This window comes from Ruegeria sp. HKCCD6157, assembly GCF_013110685.1.
GTDB lineage: Bacteria > Pseudomonadota > Alphaproteobacteria > Rhodobacterales > Rhodobacteraceae > Ruegeria.
The window spans coordinates 1,353,242-1,369,993 of sequence record NZ_WVRB01000001.1; the positions used below are offsets into that span (position 1 = coordinate 1,353,242).

General features: G+C 58.1%; 14 protein-coding genes and 1 tRNA gene. 10 read left to right on the plus strand and 5 right to left on the minus strand.

What is annotated here, in order from left to right:
• Positions 1–66 precede the first annotated feature (66 nt).
• From pdxH to GS612_RS06445, 4 genes are all read left to right on the plus strand, one after another.
• Positions 67–672 (plus strand): pyridoxamine 5'-phosphate oxidase, encoded by a 606-nt coding sequence (gene pdxH, locus GS612_RS06430; RefSeq protein WP_171116534.1) that lies wholly within the window; start codon positions 67–69, stop codon positions 670–672.
• Positions 673–814: 142 nt separating this feature from the next.
• On the plus strand, positions 815–1,321 hold the full coding sequence (locus GS612_RS06435; protein ID WP_174829352.1) for a cold-shock protein: 507 nt from the start codon (positions 815–817) through the stop codon (positions 1,319–1,321).
• A gap of 5 nt (positions 1,322–1,326) precedes the next feature.
• Positions 1,327–1,794 carry a DUF192 domain-containing protein gene (locus GS612_RS06440; protein ID WP_152458086.1) on the plus strand — a complete coding sequence of 156 codons (468 nt, stop codon included), beginning with the start codon at positions 1,327–1,329 and terminating at the stop codon, positions 1,792–1,794.
• Positions 1,795–1,837: 43 nt separating this feature from the next.
• Positions 1,838–1,914: transfer RNA gene (locus GS612_RS06445), tRNA-Pro, on the plus strand.
• An 11-nt stretch (positions 1,915–1,925) separates the two neighbouring features.
• Here the strand turns inward: GS612_RS06445 and GS612_RS06450 are convergent.
• Complete coding sequence (locus tag GS612_RS06450; RefSeq protein ID WP_253286104.1) at positions 1,926–2,456, minus strand: hypothetical protein; 531 nt, start codon at positions 2,454–2,456, stop codon at positions 1,926–1,928.
• A gap of 446 nt (positions 2,457–2,902) precedes the next feature.
• On the opposite strand from GS612_RS06450, the gene GS612_RS06455 reads away from it, so the two are divergent.
• Both GS612_RS06455 and GS612_RS06460 read left to right on the plus strand, forming a co-directional pair.
• Positions 2,903–6,523, plus strand: a complete 3,621-nt coding sequence (locus GS612_RS06455) for a vitamin B12-dependent ribonucleotide reductase (RefSeq protein WP_171639438.1) — start codon at positions 2,903–2,905, stop codon at positions 6,521–6,523.
• Positions 6,524–7,063: 540 nt separating this feature from the next.
• Positions 7,064–7,309, plus strand: coding sequence for a hypothetical protein (locus GS612_RS06460; RefSeq protein ID WP_117868858.1), 246 nt, complete (start codon positions 7,064–7,066; stop codon positions 7,307–7,309).
• Between the two features lie 45 nt (positions 7,310–7,354).
• Here GS612_RS06460 and GS612_RS06465 read toward each other — a convergent pair whose 3' ends face one another.
• Positions 7,355–8,899 (minus strand): trimethylamine methyltransferase family protein, encoded by a 1,545-nt coding sequence (locus GS612_RS06465; protein ID WP_171639439.1) that lies wholly within the window; start codon positions 8,897–8,899, stop codon positions 7,355–7,357.
• A gap of 401 nt (positions 8,900–9,300) precedes the next feature.
• Between GS612_RS06465 and GS612_RS06470 the strand changes: the two genes are divergently transcribed.
• Positions 9,301–9,831: an outer membrane protein gene (locus GS612_RS06470; RefSeq protein WP_253286105.1), complete on the plus strand. Its 531-nt coding sequence runs from the start codon at positions 9,301–9,303 to the stop codon at positions 9,829–9,831.
• A gap of 8 nt (positions 9,832–9,839) precedes the next feature.
• Here the strand turns inward: GS612_RS06470 and GS612_RS06475 are convergent, their stop codons facing one another.
• A complete protein-coding gene (locus GS612_RS06475) occupies positions 9,840–11,027 on the minus strand; it encodes a pyridoxal phosphate-dependent aminotransferase (RefSeq protein WP_171639440.1) in 1,188 nt (395 codons plus the stop codon).
• A gap of 56 nt (positions 11,028–11,083) precedes the next feature.
• Positions 11,084–11,428, minus strand: a complete 345-nt coding sequence (locus GS612_RS06480) for an MmcQ/YjbR family DNA-binding protein (RefSeq protein ID WP_171639441.1) — start codon at positions 11,426–11,428, stop codon at positions 11,084–11,086.
• A gap of 218 nt (positions 11,429–11,646) precedes the next feature.
• On the opposite strand from GS612_RS06480, the gene cysS reads away from it, so the two are divergent.
• The 3 genes from cysS to GS612_RS06495 are packed head-to-tail and all read left to right on the plus strand — an operon-like array spanning position 11,647 to position 15,457.
• On the plus strand, positions 11,647–13,044 hold the full coding sequence (cysS, locus tag GS612_RS06485; protein ID WP_171639442.1) for a cysteine--tRNA ligase: 1,398 nt from the start codon (positions 11,647–11,649) through the stop codon (positions 13,042–13,044).
• Positions 13,044–14,678 carry a citramalate synthase gene (cimA, locus tag GS612_RS06490; protein ID WP_171639443.1) on the plus strand — a complete coding sequence of 545 codons (1,635 nt, stop codon included), beginning with the start codon at positions 13,044–13,046 and terminating at the stop codon, positions 14,676–14,678. The genes cysS and cimA overlap by 1 nt, the downstream gene beginning before the upstream one ends.
• A gap of 2 nt (positions 14,679–14,680) precedes the next feature.
• Complete coding sequence (locus GS612_RS06495) at positions 14,681–15,457, plus strand: squalene/phytoene synthase family protein (RefSeq protein WP_171639989.1); 777 nt, start codon at positions 14,681–14,683, stop codon at positions 15,455–15,457.
• On the opposite strand, the gene GS612_RS06500 is transcribed toward GS612_RS06495, so the two are convergent.
• On the minus strand, positions 15,458–16,684 hold the full coding sequence (locus tag GS612_RS06500) for an MFS transporter (RefSeq protein WP_171362803.1): 1,227 nt from the start codon (positions 16,682–16,684) through the stop codon (positions 15,458–15,460).
• Positions 16,685–16,752: the final 68 nt, after the last annotated feature.

Here is a 16,752-nt window from a genome sequence, read left to right on the forward strand (position 1 = left end):
CGTGCGCTCTTGCCCGCAGCGGGTTCTCGCCTTAGGTTCGTCGTTAATACTTTCCAGGGGATGGAAATGACCGAGCGTGATGGCATCTTTGCTGGCTCCGATCCGTTTGAAATAGCGGCCCGGTGGCTTGCCGAGGCTGAAGAAACCGAATTGAACGACCCGAATGCGATTGCGCTAGCAACCGTTGATCCGGATGGCTTGCCAAATGCACGCATGGTGTTGCTCAAGGAAATCGAAGCGGACTCGTTTGTTTTTTATACGAACTACGAAAGCGCCAAGGCCAAGGAACTGGATACCGCAGGAAAAGCTGCATTTGTGATGCATTGGAAATCTTTGCGGCGTCAACTTCGTGTTCGTGGTACAATACGTCGTGAAAATGGGCCCCAGGCAGATGAGTATTATGCATCAAGGTCATTGAAAAGCCGACTGGGCGCGTGGGCTTCAAAGCAGTCGCAACCGCTTTCAAGCCGGGCAGCTTTGATGGCAGAGGTCGCGAAAGTGACGGCGAAACTTGGGCCAAATCCACCGCGTCCGCCGTTTTGGGGCGGGTACAGATTGACGCCCACCGAGATAGAGTTCTGGGCCGATGGAGCATTCCGCTTGCATGACCGGTTCAGATGGCAACGAATTGAGCCGGGATCGGCATGGCATGTTGAAAGGTTGAATCCATGACGTTCACGTGTCGTGAAATGCAACAGGCAGAAAATAAACGATTTTTTCAGCTTGAATTTGCCTGCTATTCCCATAAACAACAAACCCTTAACGAACTGTTGAAATTCGCGATGGGAAAACCGTGCCAGAAGACCTGAACAACATGTACCGCGTCCGTGGACACGTAAAATGGTTCGACCCTGCCAAGGGTTATGGCTTTGTTGTATCCGAAGAGGGCGGCCCGGATATTCTGTTGCACGTGAATGTTCTGCGCAATTACGGCCAGAGTTCGGTTGCGGATGGCGCCAGCATTGAAATCATGACTCACCGCACGGACCGAGGGGTTCAGGCGGTCGAGGTCGTTGCGATTGATCCGCCGGCGCGGACCGACTCGATGATGCTTGCCGATTTCGCCGAGCTGGATCCGGAGGCTATCGCAAAGGCGCCGCTGGAAGCCGCACGGGTGAAATGGTTCGACAAAGGCAAGGGTTTCGGATTTGCCAATGTCTTTGGGCGAAATGAAGACGTATTCCTTCATATTGAGGTGTTGCGCCGGTCGGGTCTTGCCGATCTGCAACCAGGTGAAGCGCTGGCCATGAGGGTGATCGACGGCAAGCGTGGTCGGATGGCCGCGCAGGTTCTGGCCTGGGAAGCGGCTTTGGATAGCTGAACCGGATGAAACGGCTTCGGATTCTCTTGACCATATTCGTAACGTTGTGGGCAGGGGTTGCCGCTGCTGCGTGCAGATCGGATCGTGTCACACTCAGAAACGACAGTGCGACCGTGCAATTTAACGTGGAAGTTGCCGTCACTCCGCAAGAGCGATCCCGCGGTTTGATGTTTCGCGAATCGTTGCCGGCTCGATCCGGTATGCTGTTCGTCTTTGATCCGCCGCAACCCGTTGCTTTCTGGATGAAGAACACACTGATCCCGCTCGATATGGTTTTTCTGGATCGCACCGGTTTGGTGACGCGTGTGCATGAAGGGGCGATTCCGGGTGATCTTACGCCGATTGAAGGGGGCGACTCCGTATACGCGGTGCTTGAAATCAATGCAGGATTGTCCGCGCGCTACTCCATCGGGCCCGGGACACAGATGAAGCACGAAATTTTTTCGCAAGGACCTGCAATTTGGCCCTGTTAGGGCTTTTCAAATCAGATCGGCGTCGTTAGGAAGGCGCACGGTCCGGGGCGTGGCGCAGTCTGGTAGCGCACCTGTTTTGGGTACAGGGGGTCGTAGGTTCGAATCCTGCCGCCCCGACCACTTCCATCAAGCTAATTCGGCGAGCCACCCATTGTCTGGTAGAGCTCGCTGATGGCTTGATTCAAAACCTCACTTTCGACCGGAACTTCAACTGCCGCACCGGTTTTTTGCGGGACGTGGAAGAAAACACGCGCGTCCACGCGATACCCTGCGTTTGTTTTTGTTGACGTAAGACGCATGACGCTTTGGGGCAGTTCCTGCGGATGGCCGTCATAGTTCAGAATCAGAAAGGCTGTCGCCTTCGGGGGCAGGAACTCACTGCATTCAAAAACTTGGTTCGCGGTTTTTTTGAAAGACTCGCCAGGGCCCGAGCAACTGGTTTCAAACGTATCGAACAGCCGTTTCGGGAAGGATTCAAACTGTGCGCTGCGTGACGGGATGGGCACATCTTGTGGTGCGCATGCAACGATGCAGGCCATGGCCGGGAAAAAATGAAACAACTTCATTCGTTTGAACTCCCTCGCTCTTGGGTAAACCGTTCGGCACATGGCGCAGGTCTGTTTGCCCGGACGGTATTGATTCCCTTTCAAGGTAACCAGCATGCCATTGGTTGATCAAATCCAGATAACTATGCTGGTAAAAACGGGAATTCATTTTGAGAGCGCAAAACGTCGGCGGAAATTGGCCGTGGATGAAGCTGTGGAGGAATCGCGGCCTGCACGCAGAAGGCCTCATGCAACCATCAGGTCAATAAAAAAGATTTGGGAAATGACCGAAAAAGGGCGTTGACCTACTATGGGAACATACGTCAAATTGTATGAGCCAACGAGATTGCCACAACATCTGGTGTATATTCCAGAAAAGGCAGCGGGCGAGGGTCGGATAAGCACAAACGATTATCGTGCGGCCGCATTAGCGGCATTGCGCTGTCCAAGGCAGCGAACAGTACCTTTTTGCACGCTTCTCAGGGCGTTGTGGGCGACACCCTGCAACACAAGATTTGGTGTCGGGAATCTGAAATTGAGCTGAATAAACCAGGGCTGCGGACATGAAGATTGAAAGAAAATTCACCAAACCGGATCAGGACGCCTATGCGGAACTGAATTTTGTGTCGGCAACATCTGAAATCCGAAATCCGGACGGTACAATTGTCTTTCGTCTTGATGACATCGAAATCCCTTCCAGCTGGTCGCAGGTTGCAAGTGATGTGATTGCGCAGAAGTACTTCCGCAAGGCGGGGGTGCCCACCAAGCTCAAGAAGGTGAAAGAAAAAGACGTTCCTGAATTTCTGTGGCGATCGGTTCCCGCAGAAGGCGCAGAGTTCGAAGGAGAAACATCGTCGAAGCAAGTGTTCGACCGTCTGGCCGGTGCCTGGGCCTATTGGGGCTGGAAGGGCGGCTATTTCTCGACCGAGGAAGACGCGCGCGCCTATTTCGACGAGATGCGCTATATGCTGGCGACCCAGCGTGCGGCGCCAAACTCACCGCAGTGGTTCAACACTGGCCTGCACTGGGCTTATGGAATCGATGGCCCGGCGCAGGGGCACCACTATGTCGATTACAAGACCGGCAAGCTGACCAAGTCGAAATCGGCCTATGAACATCCTCAGCCGCACGCGTGCTTCATCCAGTCGGTCGATGATGATCTGGTGAACGAAGGTGGCATCATGGACCTGTGGGTGCGCGAGGCGCGCCTGTTCAAATACGGGAGCGGCACAGGCACCAACTTCAGCCATCTACGTGCAGAAGGCGAGGCGCTTTCGGGCGGCGGCAAATCCTCGGGCCTCATGGGCTTTCTCAAGATCGGCGACCGCGCCGCTGGCGCGATCAAATCAGGCGGAACAACCCGTCGGGCAGCAAAGATGGTGATCGTCGATGCAGATCACCCAGACATCGAGCAATTCATCGAATGGAAGGTGATCGAAGAACAGAAGGTGGCCTCGATCGTTGCCGGATCGAAGATGCACGAGAAGATGCTGAACGGCATTTTCGAGGCCATCCGGTCTTGGGATGGATCTGCCGATGACGCCTATGATCCGAACAAGAACGACGCGCTGAAAAAGGCGGTTCGTGAAGCGAAAAAGGTCGCAATACCAGAAACTTACATCAAGCGTGTTTTGGATTATGCTAAGCAGGGCCACGACAGCATCGAGTTCCCGACCTATGATACAGACTGGGATTCGGAGGCGTACAGCTCGGTTTCGGGCCAGAACTCGAACAATTCCATCCGCGTGACCAATGCGTTCCTCAAGGCGGTTGAAAAGGATGCCGATTGGGAGCTGATCAACCGCACCGACGGCAAGGTGGCCAAGGTGGTCAAGGCGCGGGATTTGTGGGAAAAGGTCGGCCATGCGGCCTGGGCCTGTGCCGATCCGGGCATCCAGTTCCATGACACGGTCAACGAGTGGCACACATGCCCCGAAGATGGTGAGATCCGCGGTTCGAACCCGTGCTCGGAATACATGTTCCTGGATGACACGGCCTGTAACCTGGCCTCGATGAACCTGCTGACCTTCCTCAAGGATGGTGAGTTCCAGGCAGCGGATTACATGCATGCCTCGCGCCTGTGGACCCTGACGCTGGAAATCTCGGTGACCATGGCGCAGTTCCCGTCGAAGGAAATCGCGCAGCTGTCTTATGACTTCCGCACACTGGGTCTGGGTTATGCCAATATCGGCGGTCTGCTGATGAACATGGGCTACAGCTATGACTCGGACGAAGGCCGGGCGATCTGTGGCGCGCTGACCGCGATCATGACCGGTGTGGCTTATGCGACTTCGGCTGAAATTGCCGGAGAGCTTGGCCCGTTCAAAGGTTATGAGCGCAACGCCGAGCATATGCTGCGTGTCATCCGCAACCACCGCCGCGCGGCGCAGGGTGTGACAGAAGGCTACGAGAAACTAGCCGTCAAACCGGTGCCGCTGGATCACGGCAACTGCCCGGACAAGCGCCTGGTCGATCTGGCCATGTCAGCCTGGGATGAGGCGCTGAGCCTTGGTGAGAAGAACGGCTATCGCAACGCGCAGGCCACCGTGATCGCGCCCACCGGCACCATCGGTCTGGTGATGGATTGCGACACCACCGGGATCGAGCCTGACTTTGCGCTGGTGAAGTTCAAGAAGCTGGCCGGTGGCGGGTATTTCAAGATCATCAACCGCTCGGTGCCATCGGCGCTGGAAAAGCTGGGCTATTCCTCGTCGCAGATCGAAGAGATCGTATCCTACGCAGTTGGTCACGGCACCATCGGCAATGCGCCAGGGATCAACCACACCTCGCTGACCGGTCATGGCTTTGGCCCGAATGAACTGGCCAAGGTGGATGCGGCTCTGGAAAGCGCCTTCGATATACGGTTCGTCTTCAACCAGTGGACACTGGGCGAGGATTTCTGCACCGGTGTTCTGGGCATCCCGGCGACCAAGCTGAATGACCCGACATTCGACCTGCTGCGTCATCTTGGTTTTTCCCGTGCGGATATCGAGGCGGCCAACGACCATGTCTGCGGAACCATGACGCTGGAAGGTGCGCCGCATCTGAAGGAAGAGCATTATTCAATCTTCGACTGCGCCAACCCGTGCGGGAAAAAAGGCAAGCGTTTCCTTGGGGTTGAAAGCCATATCACCATGATGGCGGCGGCACAGAGCTTCATCTCGGGTGCGATCTCGAAGACGATCAACATGCCGAATGACGCGACCATCGAAGATTGCCAGAAAGCCTATGAACTCAGCTGGTCGCTGGGTGTGAAGGCCAACGCGCTCTATCGTGACGGTTCGAAACTGTCGCAACCGCTGGCGGCAGCACTGGTCGAGGATGACGACGAGGCAGCCGAAGTTCTGGAAAGCGGTTCGACACAGGAAAAAGCGGTCGTTCTGGCCGAGAAGGTGATCGAGAAGGTTGTGGTCAAGGAAATGATCCGCAGCCATCGCGAGAAACTGCCGCATCGCCGCAAAGGTTATACCCAAAAGGCGATCGTGGGCGGCCACAAGGTCTATCTGCGCACCGGTGAGTTCGAAGACGGCAAGCTGGGCGAAATCTTCATCGACATGCACAAGGAAGGCGCTGGCTTCCGTGCGATGATGAACAACTTTGCCATCGCCGTCTCGGTTGGACTGCAATACGGCGTTCCGCTGGAAGAATTCGTGGACGCTTTCACCTTCACCAAGTTCGAACCCGCGGGGATGGTGCAGGGCAACGACTCGATCAAGAACGCAACGTCAATCCTGGATTACATCTTCCGCGAACTGGCCGTGTCCTATCTGGACCGCACCGATTTGGCCCACGTGAAACCCGAAGGCGCAACCTTTGACGATTTGGGTCGGGGCGAGGACGAGGGTGTCTCGAATGTTTCGGAAATCAGCGATACAGCCGCGTCCAAGTCGTTGGAAGTGCTGAAACAAATCAGCTCCACCGGCTATCTGCGCAAGCGCTTGCCGCAAGATCTGGCTGTGTTCAATGCGGGTCAGGTCGAGGTGAACGGCATGGCTGAACCGGCGGCTTCCTTTGAAGCATCGGCAGCCGAAACGGCGGTGGCCACAAGCATGGACGCCCGCACAAAGGCCAAGATGCAGGGGTACGAGGGCGATCCCTGCGGCGAATGCGGAAACTACACACTGGTGCGCAACGGCACCTGCATGAAATGCAACACCTGTGGCGCGACAAGCGGGTGTAGCTAAGGAAAGCGCCCCGGCAACCCGGGGCGTAGGGGTCGGACGCTGCCCTAGGTAACCGACCCCGACGAATTCGGAGAAAGGACACAAGATTTACCAGATGTCCTTTCTTCACTCGGCCGACATGCCCGTGTTGGCCGGGAACAGGGTGGGGCGGAATATTTGCTCCCTCCCACTCTTTCACGGAACGGGTGCGCTCGTTCCATGCGACGTCCAGGCCGCAGGCAAAAAAACACCGGGCGGTCAACGAAATGAGCCTGGATGGCGAAACTGACAGGGGGCTTCGGCCCCCTTTCTTTTTTGCGACTGGTTGCCCGGATGAGCGCGGTCTTGCCGGATCGGGCCATGCCTGTCGGGCAAGTTTTGCCGAAACGGGTCTGGCAAGGTTTTGCCCGGCGGTGTGTCGCAACACCGACTCGGGCAAACACGCAAAGATTGGCGCGACTTCCCGGAAATCACGCAAAACGGGTGACGCCTGCGGCTAATCCGGTGTTTCTCGGGCCTGTCCGGACGAAGACATAATCAACTTATCCAGGAGGCACGAAAATGAAACCGCAGTACTTGATTGGGATTTCCATTGCTGCACTGACCTTGCCGGGAGTGCTCTCGGCGCAGTCCTCAACCGACGCCAATGGCGATGGCGTTCTGACCATCGAAGAAATTCAGGCCGTGTTGCCCGACGTTGACGCCGATACATTTTCGGCGATGGACGCAAATGGCGACGGGGCGCTGGATGCTGATGAAGTGGCCGTTGCGCAAGAGGCAGGTTTGCTTCCACCCAGCAACGGGTAAACAAGAAAGGGCGGCCCGACACTCATCGGGCCGCTTTTTCAGATGCTATAACGGCAAGTGTATGTTGAATTTTTCCCGAATCTCAGCATCCAGAAGCGGGTCGAACCGGGCCGCCGACGGGGTGGACAGGATCTCATTCTTTCGGGCCACTGCCTTTTCAACCAGATCCGGCTTGCCAAGCTCCACCCATTCCTTGGGGGACGAGCGGTCACCAAAGGTCGGATAGACGTAGTCGGCCTGCATCCGGCTGAGGGTCGCATCGGTGCCCAGATAATGACCGGGGCCGCCCATGCATACCGATGCGATCTGATCCAATGCCAGGGTTTCATCGGTCACTTCGATCCCGCGCACACAGCGCTGTGCCTGACCGATCAGGTCGTCGCTGAGGATAAGACTTTCAAAGCAGAATCCCAGCAGCGAGGCGTGCATTCCAGCGGCTTCATAAACCATGTTCAGACCGGACAGCCCCGCCATCACGTTCGAGCACATCTGTTCCCACCCGGCCTGCATGTCGGGCAGCTTCGAATCTGACGCACCGGCCGCCGCGCCCCCCGGCAAGTCGTAGAAACGGTGCATCTGGGCGCAGCCTGCCGTCAGCAGGGCTTGTTCTCCGGAACCGATGGACATTGCGCCAGTCCGCAGATCAAGACCAAAGGGCCAGGTGCCGAAAACTGCGGGCGCGCCGGGGCTTACGGCGTTTACATAAACCAATCCCGCAAGGCATTCCGCCGTGGCCTGGGTGATTGCTCCGGCGATGGTTGATGGCGCGGTGGCGCCGGCCATTCCGGCTGACAGCAACAGAACCGGCATTCCGGCCTTGATGCATTCCTCCATCACTTCGCAGCTTTCAGTGGCGAATTTCATCGGCGGGACGACGAAGCAGTTCGAGTTCGACACGAATGGTCGCTCGCGATATTTGTCTTCGCCGCCCGCGATCATGTAGATCATCTCCATCGCGGGGGCGACGTGGCTGGGTTCCGTGAAGGATGTGCCGACGTGTTTGAATGTTCCTGAACAGCTGGCGTAGATCGTGTTCAGGTCCATTTCCAGGTTGTCCGCAATGTCGCGACAGACCATGGGGCGCTGAACAAAGTGAATATTGTCAAGCTGTTGGCAGATACGTGCGGCATCGTGCAAATCCTGAACGGTTGAATCGCGATACTCGCGACCATGCACGTCGACCAAGGAAACGGCTGCACCAGCCGTGCCGTAATGTACTTTTGTACCTGTCAGGTCCAGATCGGTCTTCCCGTCACGGCTGTACAAAGTGACATTGCGGTTCGCCTTTGCGATCGTGTCTTCGACAAGCGCACGGGGAAAGCGGATGCGGCCATCGTCGCCCAATGTGCAGCCTGCACCAACCAGATAGTCGATCCCGCTTTGCGGCGCGTCCGCCAGACCAATGGTTTCCAATGCGGTCAGGGCGGCCTCGTGGATACGTTCGATCTGTGCCTGGGTCAGAACATTCAGGACACCGCCCTCCATACCGGGGCGCACGGGCCGCAGATGTTCAGGCAATGCGGTTGCACGGGCAGCGCGACGCGCAGCGCGACCGCCGCTGCGCGATGTGTTGCGGGATTGGTCGTTCATTTCTATTTCCGATCTGTGAGAGATGTTTGGGGAACTGGCAAATGGCCGCTTACGGCCGTCCTCTCGCTGCACGCCCCCGGTCCGCACCAATGGTGCGGCTGATCAGGCTGATTTTCCAGTCGTGGTCAGTCATTCCGCCTCTATACGTTTGGCGCAACAATTCCAAAACACGGCGACGCAATCTGTTCTGTTTGCGACCTCAACGGAATTTACTTCAGCAAATATCTGCCCAACAAACCTCTGACGGAACTCTAAGGCAGATTTTCTCCCCCGAGGACAGAAATCTGTTATACTGCATTCACTTACTCTTGAGCTTTGCGTGCAAGGAATTGAACTCTGACAAAAGCGATCCCAGTTTAATTATAAGTTAACACATGATCTGAAGCCCGAGTGAAATCGCGTTGAAACAGACTTTTGAACTTTTTTCTGTCCTGATTGTCGTGGCTCTGACGGCCAGCGCCGGCCAGGTTTTGGCAGAGGATTGGACAGGGGGGTACGTTGGGCTCAGCTTTGGGTACGCGGATGCGGATGGACCGGGCGGATCAAGCGGGGACGACACCGCCTTTGGTGCGCATGTAGGCTATGATCGGGATTTCGGGGCTTTCGTTCTGGGCGGTGAACTTGAATACAACCGCCTTTCCCTGAACCTCAGCCAGTCTCAGGGCAGTCTGGACAGTATGACCCGATTGAAACTGCGTGGCGGGTACGATTTCGGCAGCGCGCTGGGGTATGTCGTCGTTGGTGCGGCACGGGCCGAAACATCCGTCGACAGCGATACCGCCGCTGTTTACGGGATCGGCGTCGCTTATCCGATTGGCGACAATTTTGTCATCAGCGGTGAGGCGCTGCGGCAGGACTTCGATGATGTCACCCGATCCACCGGTGGTCTGGATTCCAACGTTTTCAACCTGCGTACAACGTTTCGTTTCTGACAACGGGCTTATTCAGCTGCGTGCTGCCTCGCAAGTTGCGACGCGAATTCGCACAGCGTTTTCAGCGCAACCGCAAAGCGTTCATCCGCCACGGTCATGGCCACCCGTATGTGCCCGGCAGCGGCCTTGCCGAAGCTTTCGCCGGGCATGACGGCAATCTTGTGTGCGTCCAGCAGCGCGTTGGCAAACGCGTCCCCCGACATCCCGGTCGCGCGGATATCCAGCATCAGATACATGGCGCCCTGCGCGGGGACGAGGCCGACGATGTTTTGCGAGGCCAGAATGTCCATGGCCAAGGACCGGCGGCGGCGGAACGGAGCGGCGATTTTTTCTTCAAGTTCAACACCCGCAGTCAGCGCAAAACTCGACGCGTCCTGTACGAACCCGGGAACGCCGTAGGTGGTGTGGGTCGCCAGATTGATCAGATGGGCGATGACCTCCTGAGGGCCGACGACCCATCCACACCGAGACCCGGTCATGGCGTGGGACTTGGACATGGATCCAACCACAAGCGTTCGCTCTGCCATGTCGGGCAGCGCACGCGGAGAAAGATGTTCACCGTCCCAGACCTGCGTATCGTACACCTCATCCGAGATCAGCCAGAGATCGCGCCGCTTGCACACGTCAGCGACCGCCTCGAGCGATTGACGGGAATAGACCACGCCGGTCGGATTGTTCGGCGTGTTGATCAACAGCGAAACCGCGCCTTCAGCAGCGGCATCGATCCGCTCTGCCTGGGGCTGGAAAGCGTCATCGGCCGGGGTTTGAACCGCACGGGCCACGGCGCCAACACCCCGAATCGTGCCGGGATAGGTGGCGTAGTACGGGTCGAGATACAATCCGACATCTCCGGGATCGCAAACGGCCATATGTGCCGCGAACAGGGCAGCTTGCCCGCCGGGGGTGATCAGAACATTGTTCCGAGAGGTCGGAACGCCAGTGCGGGTCTGAACCCGAGCGGCGACCGTGTCGCGCAGCAGGTCCGTGCCGGGCACCATCGCGTAACCTGTATGGCCGCTGCGGGCCGACAGCTCCATCGCCCGAAGAATCGAAGGGTCGGTTCGGGTGTCATGTTCACCGATCGTCAGTTCGGTTACGGCTTGTCCTTCACTCAACATCCGGCGGGCGCGATAGAACACGTCCCAGCCATCGCTGCCGCCGCCGGTGATCTGCGTGATGCGTTCAGACAATCTCATGAAATCGCCCCTGGTTGCTTTGCGCTGAATGGGGCAGAGCGGTGGCCGTTTGTCAATCAGCTTCGCGGCGCCAGCGTCGCCTGAAGCTTTTTTGTCAGCGATGCGCGTACAAGGTCATAGGAAACCGCCAAACGATGGCGCAGTTCGCCTGTCTCGGCATCAAACGGCAGGCGGACCCAGCTGCGGTGAAAATAGGGGGCTTTCACCGCGACACCGGCATCAATCAGCATCTGAGCCGTTTCCGCATCGGGTGTTTTGACGGAAACACCGTCATTTGCAATTCCGATACAGGCAAACATCTTGCCGCCAACTTTCCACGCGTCATGACCGCCGCCCCACGGGTCTGACAGTTCTGCACCGGGAAATTCCTTGCAGATGGAATTGATGACGTTTCGGTCCATGACGGGCACTTTGACGGACCCGGTGAACAAACTCAACGCTTGGCTTGGCGGGGATCCCGTGCTAACCGAGGGGCATGAACCCGGTGACCCGCATCATTATCTGCTGCATTACCTGCTGATTTATCAAGCGGGCCGGTTTCTTTCGTTTTCATCCCTGAGACAAGTTGCTAAGCCCGCGCCAACGCGCAAGCCTTTGCTGTTTTCTAGGAGCCCGACCGATGACGACGATCAAGCTGCACAACACGCGGACGCGGACGAAGGAAGATTTCGTACCGATCGACCCTGATAACGTGCGGATGTATGTCTGTGGTCCGACGGTCTATGACCGCGCCCATCTGGGCAATGCCCGCCCGGTGGTGGTGTTCGATGTGCTGTATCGTCTGTTGCGCCATGTCTATGGCGCAGAACACGTGACCTATGTGCGCAACTTCACCGACGTAGACGACAAGATCAACGCCACGGCGCTGGCCCGCAAACAGGCGGGCGCGGAAGGTACGCTGGAACAATTGGTGCAGCAACGGTCGGATGAAACCATCGGCTGGTACCTGCATGATATGGGCGCTTTGGGCACGTTGGAGCCGAACGAGATGCCGCGCGCGACCCAGTTCATCGCGCAGATGATCGCGATGATCGAAGACCTGATCGCTAAGGGTCATGCCTATGCCGCCGAAGGCCATGTTCTGTTCGCGGTGGATAGCTGGAAAGAAAGCTACGGCAAGCTGTCGGGGCGCTCGGTGGATGACATGATCGCCGGCGCGCGGGTCGAGGTGGCGCCCTACAAGAAGAACCCGATGGATTTTGTCTTGTGGAAACCCTCGACCGATGAACTGCCGGGCTGGGACAGCCCATGGGGGCGGGGACGTCCGGGCTGGCACATCGAATGCTCGGCCATGAGCTATGAGTTGCTGGGTGAGAGTTTTGATATCCATGGTGGCGGCAACGACCTGATGTTCCCGCACCATGAGAACGAGATCGCCCAGAGCAAATGCGCGCACCCGCACGGTGAATTCGCGCGGGTCTGGCTGCATAACGAGATGTTGCAGGTCGAAGGCAAGAAGATGTCCAAATCGCTGGGCAATTTCTTTACCGTGCATGATCTGCTGGAGCAGGGCGTTCCGGGCGAAGTGATCCGCTTTGTCTTCTTGCAGACGCATTATCGCAAGCCGATGGACTGGACCGAGAAGAAGGCCCGCGAAGCAGAGGTGACGCTGCGCAAGTGGCGGGCGCTGACATCGGGCATCGAACCCGCTGCCAGCGCGGCACCTGAAGTGATCGCAGCGCTGAGTGACGATCTGAACACAGCAGGTGCCATGGCCGAGCTTTACCGTCTGGCGTCAGATGGTGACGCTGCGGGATTGCTGGCAAGCGCGCAAATGCTGGGTTTGCTTCTGCCCCAGATGGGAGGGTGGGCTGACACGGCGTCCATAGACCTGAGTGCCCATGCAGATCGGTTGGCAAAGGCGCGTGTATCTGCAATGGAAAACAAGGATTTCTCGGAGGTCGATCGCCTCAAGGCGGCGTATGTTGCGGCAGGGCTTGAGGTTCGAATGAGCAAGGAGGGTGTTGAACTGGTGCCGGGCGCCGGTTTTGATGCCGCCAAGCTGGAGGAGGTCTGATGACCAAAGAACGCCTCTATCTCTATGACACGACCCTGCGTGACGGGCAGCAGACGCAGGGTGTGCAGTTCTCGACGGCGGAGAAAGTGCAGATCGCACAGGCGTTGGATGCTTTGGGGGTGGATTACATCGAAGGCGGCTGGCCCGGTGCCAACCCCACCGACAGCGCGTTTTTCGAGGTTGCGCCAAAGACCGCGGCCCGGTTGACGGCCTTTGGCATGACCAAGCGGGCGGGGCGCTCGGCCGAGAATGACGATGTGCTGGCTGCGGTGATGAATGCGGGAACGCAGGCCGTTTGTTTGGTTGGCAAGTCGCATGATTATCACGTGACCCATGCGCTTGGCATTTCGCTTGCCGAGAACACGGAAAATGTCCGCGCTTCGGTCGCGCATATCGTGGCGCAAGGGCGCGAGGCGTTGTTCGATGCCGAACATTTCTTTGACGGGTACAAGGACAACCCGGAATACGCGACACAAGTTTGCCGGGCCGCGCTGGAGGCGGGCGCGCGATGGGTTGTGCTGTGTGACACCAACGGTGGTGCATTGCCGTCCGAGGTCGGGCGGATCGTGTCCGAAGTGATCGCGGCCGGTCTGCCGGGTGAACGGTTGGGTATCCACACCCATAACGATACCGAGAACGCGGTGGCCTGTTCTCTGGCGGCGGTCGAAGCAGGTGCACGGCAAATTCAGGGAACGCTGAATGGTCTGGGGGAACGCTGCGGCAACGCAAACCTGACGGCGCTGATCCCGACATTGCTGCTGAAAGAACCCTACGCCTCGCAGTTCGAAACCGGCGTCAGCCTTGATGCGCTGGCCGGGCTGACCCGCATCAGCCGCATGTTGGACGATGTCCTGAACCGGGTTCCCAGCAAGCAGGCGGCGTATGTGGGTGCGTCGGCTTTTGCGCATAAGGCGGGGTTGCACGCCAGCGCGATCCTGAAGGACCCATCGACTTACGAACATGTGGACCCGGCGAGCATAGGCAATGAACGTATCATTCCGATGTCGAACCAGGCGGGTCAGTCGAACCTGCGCAAACGCCTGACCGAGGCGGGGCTGAGCGTCAAAGCCGGTGATCCCGCATTGGGCCGCATCCTTGAACGGATCAAGGATCGTGAAGCGGTTGGGTATTCCTACGACACCGCGCAGGCCAGTTTCGAACTGTTGGCGCGGGATGAACTGGGACAACTGCCTGAATTCTTCGAGGTCAAGCGCTACAAGGTCACTGTTGAGCGCCGGAAGAACAAATACAACAAGATGGTCAGCCTGTCCGAGGCTGTCGTCGTGGTCAAAGTGGACGGTGAAAAGAAACTGTCCGTCAGCGAGTCCATGGACGAGTCTGGCAATGACAGGGGGCCTGTGAACGCGCTGGCCAAGGCGCTGGCGAAGGATTTGGGCCAATATTCGCAGGTCTTGTCGGATATGCGCCTTGTCGACTTCAAGGTCCGTATCACCCAGGGCGGGACCGAAGCGGTGACCCGCGTCATCATCGACAGCGAAGATGGTCAGGGGCGACGCTGGTCGACGGTGGGTGTCAGTGCGAACATAGTTGATGCGTCCTTTGAGGCGCTGCTGGATGCGATCCAGTGGAAACTGGTCCGTGATTGCGATCCGCAAAAGGCAGCGGCCGAGTGAGTGTGACCTTCGACGATGATGTCAAAGCCTGCGCCGCGCTGGTACAGCGTGCGGATCCTGATCGGTTCCGCGCGACGATGGCTGCTCCGGTCGCGGCCCGCGTGGTTTTGTTTCCGATCTATGCGTTGAATGTTGAAGTCGCCCGCGCGCCATGGGTAACGCAAGAGGCCATGATTGCCGAAATGCGGCTGCAATGGTGGCGCGACGCGTTGCTGGAGATTGCGGAAGGGGCCGCGGTGCGGCGGCACGAGGTGGTGACGCCTCTGTCGCGGGTCCTGTCGCCGCATCTGGCAGGCGTACTGGATGAATTTGTTGCCGTAAGACGTTGGGATATATACCGGGATCCGTTCGAGGATCAGGAACATTTTGACGCCTATATCCACCACAGTTCCGGATCTCTTTTCGTCGCCTCGGCGCAGGCGCTGGGTGCGGCGGATGAAAGCGTGTTGCGCGATTTCGGGTACGGAGTCGGTGTGGCAAATTGGTTCCGCGCCATTCCCGAACTGGAAAAGCGGGGTCGCGTACCTTTGCTTGATGGTACGACGGGCGGCGTTCAGCAACTGGCCCAATCCGCTTTGGACCGATTGCGCAACGCACGATCAAACCGGGGTGACATCGCACCTGAGGCGCGTCCCGCGCTGTATGCAGGTTGGTTGGCGGAACGGGTGCTGAAGCAGGCCATCGCCCAACCCGAGCGGGTGGCGGCCGGAACGCTTGAACCAGGCGAAATGCGTCAGCGACTGTCCCTGATGTGGACCGTCGGCAGCGGGCGCTGGTGATCAGACCCTTTCGGGATCGGCCGGGCGCAGAACCAGCCACAGCAATGCGCCACCTGCCAGTGTCAGCAAAGGGATCATGGCCAGGTTGACGGCATTCCACCCCTCGATCGCGGATCCGCCCGAGCAGTTCATCAACCCGCCCGAGGCCAGCGATGCCAATGTCACACCGCCAAACACCAACAGGTCATTGAGGCCCTGCATCCGTCCGCGCTCTTGCGGTTCATGCGACGCGGCCAGCATCGTGGTCGCGCCGATGAAGCCGAAATTCCAACCAATGCCCAGAAGAACAAGGGCGACAAAAAAGTTTCCCAATTCAACGCCTTGCAGCGCAACCACCCCTGATGCGGCAAGTATGGCCAAACCCAGAGCGACGATCTTCTCAACGCCAAACCGGGCGATCAGGTGCCCGGTGAAGAAGCTGGGGACATACATTGCCAGCACGTGACTTGTCACGATATCCGCCGCGTCATTGGCCGAAAACCCACATCCGACAACCGCAAGCGGTGTCGAGGTCATGACCAGATTCATCAACGCATAAGACACCATGGCACAGATGATCGCGACGGCGATGCGGGGTGTTTTCAGCAACTCGATCCGTGACCGCCCCTTGGGTTCATCGGCCGCAGGTTTCGCAGGTGTCGGAATGTTGAGAAAGAAGAACAGCGCCGAGCCCAGAACGTTGATGCCGATTACGGCCATATATGTTCCCAGAAAAGGGATGACGTATGCTTCAGAGGTAAGCTTCACGATCTGAGGCCCGATGATGGCGGCCGCCAGCCCGCCGGCCATCACGTATGAAATCGCTTTTGGGCGGTAATCGTCTGACGCGGTGTCTGCTGCAGCAAAGCGATAGAACCCGTGTGCGCTCATGTAGATGCCGGTCAGCAGGCTGCCGACAAGAAAGATGGGGAACGAGCCCAGAAACAGACCATAGGCCCCGATCAACCCGCCCAGTGCACCGGCCGTTGCCCCGACAAGGAACCCCACGCGACGGCCCCATTTTTGCATGATGGCCGAGATCGGCGTGGCTGCCAGCATCGATCCCAGAACGATCAGGGATATCGGCAGCGTCGCCAGGCAGGGGTTCGAGGCCAGCGACTGACCTGCAAGCCCGCCGACGATGAACATCATCGGCATCTGCGCGCCCAGAATGGCTTGGGCAGCCACCAGTACGGCCACATTGCGTTTGGCCTGCCGGTCGTCCGGAAGGGTTGAAATCATCGTCATGGGCGAATGGTTATCGGCTAAGTGTTTGCGGCACAAGCGGGTTGCATCTGCGTCACATGCGCCTAACC

Bases quoted from the DNA above. Each gene is read 5' to 3' on its own strand.
- GS612_RS06455 (WP_171639438.1), top strand. From the start codon at position 2,903: ATGAAGATTGAAAGAAAATTCACCAAACCGGATCAGGACGCCTATGCG.
- GS612_RS06460 (WP_117868858.1), top strand. From the start codon at position 7,064: ATGAAACCGCAGTACTTGATTGGGATTTCCATTGCTGCACTGACCTTG.
- GS612_RS06450 (WP_253286104.1), bottom strand. From the start codon at position 2,456: ATGCTGGTTACCTTGAAAGGGAATCAATACCGTCCGGGCAAACAGACC.
- GS612_RS06465 (WP_171639439.1), bottom strand. From the start codon at position 8,899: ATGAACGACCAATCCCGCAACACATCGCGCAGCGGCGGTCGCGCTGCG.
- GS612_RS06500 (WP_171362803.1), bottom strand. From the start codon at position 16,684: ATGACGATGATTTCAACCCTTCCGGACGACCGGCAGGCCAAACGCAAT.
- GS612_RS06480 (WP_171639441.1), bottom strand. From the start codon at position 11,428: ATGGACCGAAACGTCATCAATTCCATCTGCAAGGAATTTCCCGGTGCA.
- pdxH (WP_171116534.1), top strand. From the start codon at position 67: ATGACCGAGCGTGATGGCATCTTTGCTGGCTCCGATCCGTTTGAAATA.
- cimA (WP_171639443.1), top strand. From the start codon at position 13,044: ATGACCAAAGAACGCCTCTATCTCTATGACACGACCCTGCGTGACGGG.
- GS612_RS06435 (WP_174829352.1), top strand. From the start codon at position 815: ATGTACCGCGTCCGTGGACACGTAAAATGGTTCGACCCTGCCAAGGGT.
- cysS (WP_171639442.1), top strand. From the start codon at position 11,647: ATGACGACGATCAAGCTGCACAACACGCGGACGCGGACGAAGGAAGAT.
- GS612_RS06475 (WP_171639440.1), bottom strand. From the start codon at position 11,027: ATGAGATTGTCTGAACGCATCACGCAGATCACCGGCGGCGGCAGCGAT.
- GS612_RS06440 (WP_152458086.1), top strand. From the start codon at position 1,327: ATGAAACGGCTTCGGATTCTCTTGACCATATTCGTAACGTTGTGGGCA.